Source organism: Microcoleus sp. CAWBG640 (assembly GCF_020883015.1).
In the GTDB taxonomy this organism is placed as follows: Bacteria; Cyanobacteriota; Cyanobacteriia; order Cyanobacteriales; family Microcoleaceae; genus Microcoleus; species Microcoleus anatoxicus.
This window is the reverse complement of sequence record NZ_JAHRFC010000130.1, coordinates 807-4,155: the sequence shown is the minus strand read 5'-3', so window position 1 is coordinate 4,155 and position 3,349 is coordinate 807. Positions and strand designations below refer to the sequence as shown.

At 45.2% G+C, this 3,349-nt stretch carries 1 protein-coding gene; it reads left to right on the top strand.

What is annotated here, in order from left to right:
* Positions 1-657: 657 nt before the first annotated feature.
* A partial coding sequence (locus AAFP11_RS28365; RefSeq protein ID WP_341740029.1) for an SBBP repeat-containing protein occupies positions 658-3,349 on the top strand: 2,692 nt, incomplete at its 3' end.

Here is a 3,349-nt window from a genome sequence, read left to right as displayed (position 1 = left end):
TTTCAACCCCTGGCGGACTCTCGGACTTACCCACAATCTTTCGCATTCAAAAGTTTTCGCATTCACCCACAAGTCCGCCAGGGAATTAATTCCCTGTCTCATAGCAAAAGTCGGTTGAAACCGACTGGCAAATCCAATTAAATTACGATCGATCTTAGTCCTCTTTGAGAGGACTTCCGCTATGAGACAGGGGTTTTCAACCCCTGGCGGACTCTCGGACTTACCCACAATCTTTCGCATTCAAAAGTTTTCGCATTCACCCACAAGTCCGCCAGGGAATTAATTCCCTGTCTCATAGCAAAAGTCGGTTGAAACCGACTGATAAATCCAATTAAATTACGATCGATCTTAGTCCTCTTTGAGAGGACTTCCGCTATGAGACAGGGGTTTTCAACCCCTGGTGGACTCTCGGACTGGCGAAAAATCGAACTGTCGGACCATCGAAAAATCGGACTGGCGAAAAATCTAACTGGCGAACCCTCGGACTTTCAAACTTACGGATCGCACCCACAACCATTGTTACAATTATTCATCAAACTCCGAGAAATTTCGCAAGAAAATTGTATTTTTCGCAAATTTTTCGCAAGAATTTACTATACAGCAAACCCGGTACTCCCGTATAATTACTGACATAACATAAGCCAGGAATACCAGCATATGAGCTCTCCAAATCAACAAGCATCTTACGGTCAAATTCCCTTAAGTTTTATTGCAAATGCTGGACAAACAGACCCTAATGTGAAATTCCAGGTCAAAGGTGCCGGTCACAGTATCTATTTCACTCCCAACGAAATCACCTTTACCGCTTTCCAAACACCAACTGAACCGGGTAATGCAGCCACAACTTCTGCAATTGTCCGCAGCAGCTTAGCCAACAGCAACCCGAATCCGACAATTTCCGGGCTGGAAAAATTGCCCGGAGTTGCTAACTTTATTTTAGGCGAAGATTTGAGTCAATGGCACACTGACATTCCTACTTTTAACGGCGTTGTTTATCAAAACGTTTATCAAGGAATTGACCGCGTTTTTAAAGGTACAGAAGGACAACTTAAGAGCGAGTTTTTGGTTGCACCTTTTGCTGATCCGAGTCAAATTCGGATGAACTATAGTGGTGTTAACAATATCCGGTTGCGTGACGATGGCGCACTGATTTTAGAAACACCGCTGGGCGAATTAATAGATAACGCACCGATAGTTTATCAAGACATTAACGGACAGCGGGTGAATGTTCCCGCAGCTTACAACTTATTAGAAAACAATCAAGTTAATTTTAGTTTGGGAGATTTCGATCGCACTCAACCCCTAGTTATCGACCCGGTTTTAGCTTACTCGACTTACTTAGGCGGCAGCGGCTATGATGGTGCCAACCGCATGACTGTAGATAGCACAGGTGCGGCTTACATTATTGGCACTACTGTTAACAATTTTACGACTACTCCTGCTGCATTCCAAACTACCCCAGGGGGTCAAGCTGATTTCTTAGTTACTAAAATTAACCCTCAAGGAACTGCGTTAGTTTACTCTACTTATATCGGCGGTACTGGCAATGAATACGGTTTTGGGATTGCGGTAGACAGTCAAGGCAATGCTTATTTAACCGGACAAGTCGATCCTGGTTATCCAATTACACCGGGTGCTTTTCAACCGACAGCACCTAATTACACTGCTGCGGTAACTAAACTCAATGCAGCCGGCAATGCGTTAGTTTATTCTACCTTTTTAGGCACGAGCACCAGTGGCGCCCTAGGCAACGGCATTGCGGTAGACGTTAACGGTAATGCTTATGTTGCCGGAATCACAGGCGACGGTTTCCCCACTGCCAATGCCTCCCAACTATACGGAGGTGGAATTGATGCGTTTGTTACTAAAGTTAATCCAACTGGTAGTGGTTTAGTTTACTCTACTTATTTCGGCGGTTCTGGTCGCGAAGACGCTCAAGCCATTGCCATAGACAATAATGGTAATGCCTACATTACCGGCATTACTTATTCAACTAACTTGCCGGGGAAAGATTTAGGCTTTCAAAATGCCCTTGGAGGTGAATATGATGGTTTTGTCGCTAAATTTGATGCGAATGGTTCGCGCGCTTATGCCACTTATTTAGGTGGCTTTGGCAATGAAGTAGGTCATGATATCGCTGTAGATAGTTCTGGAAATGCCTATGTTCTGGGACGTACCACTTCAACTGAGTTTCCGACTAAAAATGCAGTTCAAGCGACTTATGGAGGTGGTGCGAATGATGCTTTTGTCATCAAGTTAGGTCCTCTAGGTAACAATGCGATTTATTCAACTTATTTGGGCGGCAGCGGAGATGACAGGGGCTATCGCATTGCTGTAGATAGTGGGAATAATGTTTATGTGACAGGGGAAACGACTTCGACTAATTTCCCGACTAAGAATGCTATTCAAAGTGTCAGCGGCGGCGGGAAAGATGCTTTTGTCACAAGTATCAATTCATCTGGTTCTGCCTTTGTTGATTCTACTTATCTTGGTGGCAGCGGCGACGACAATGGTAATGGTATTGCGGTGGATACTTCTGGTGCAGTTTATGTAGCGGGAAGTAGTGCTTCTACTAATTTCCCAACAGCGAATCCTTTGCAAGCGGCGAATGGGGGAGGTGACTTTGATGCTTTTATTACTAAAATAATTCCTGGCGGGCCGCAGGTAAAGATTGTTGAGTCGGGCGGGAGCACTAATGTAGCAGAAAGTGGGACGACTGATACTTATACAGTTGTGCTAACTAATCAGCCTACTGCAAATGTGGCGATCGCCCTCAACACCGGCACTCAAATTCTATCAATTGCTGGCCTTAGTTTCACTCCAACTAACTGGTTTGTACCGCAAACGGTGACAGTCAGTGCAGTTGATGATACCATAGCAGAAACTTCGCCACACAACGGCCCGATCGCCCATACAGCCACAAGTACCGATGCTAAGTATAACGGGGCAAGTGTCAGTTTTACGGTTAATGGCACTGCCAGCAACACGGTCAATGCTAATATTACCGATAACGACACCGCAGGCGTTAGCATTACTCCGACTACTGCGACTGCAACGGAAGGCGGTGCAAATGGAAGTTATAGCGTTAAGTTAAATACCCAACCGATCGCACCTGTTACGATTAACTTAGCTACAGGCAGTCAAATTCAACCAATTACCGCACTTACTTTTACCGCTGCTAATTGGAATGTCGCTCAAACTGTGCAGGTGAAAGCGGTTGACGACAGTTTAGTTGAAGGAAATCATACAGGTGCGATCGCGCATACAGCCACCAGTACCGATACTAAATATAACAGCATCACAATTTCCCCTGTTAATGTTGCCATCACCGATAACGACACCGCAGGCG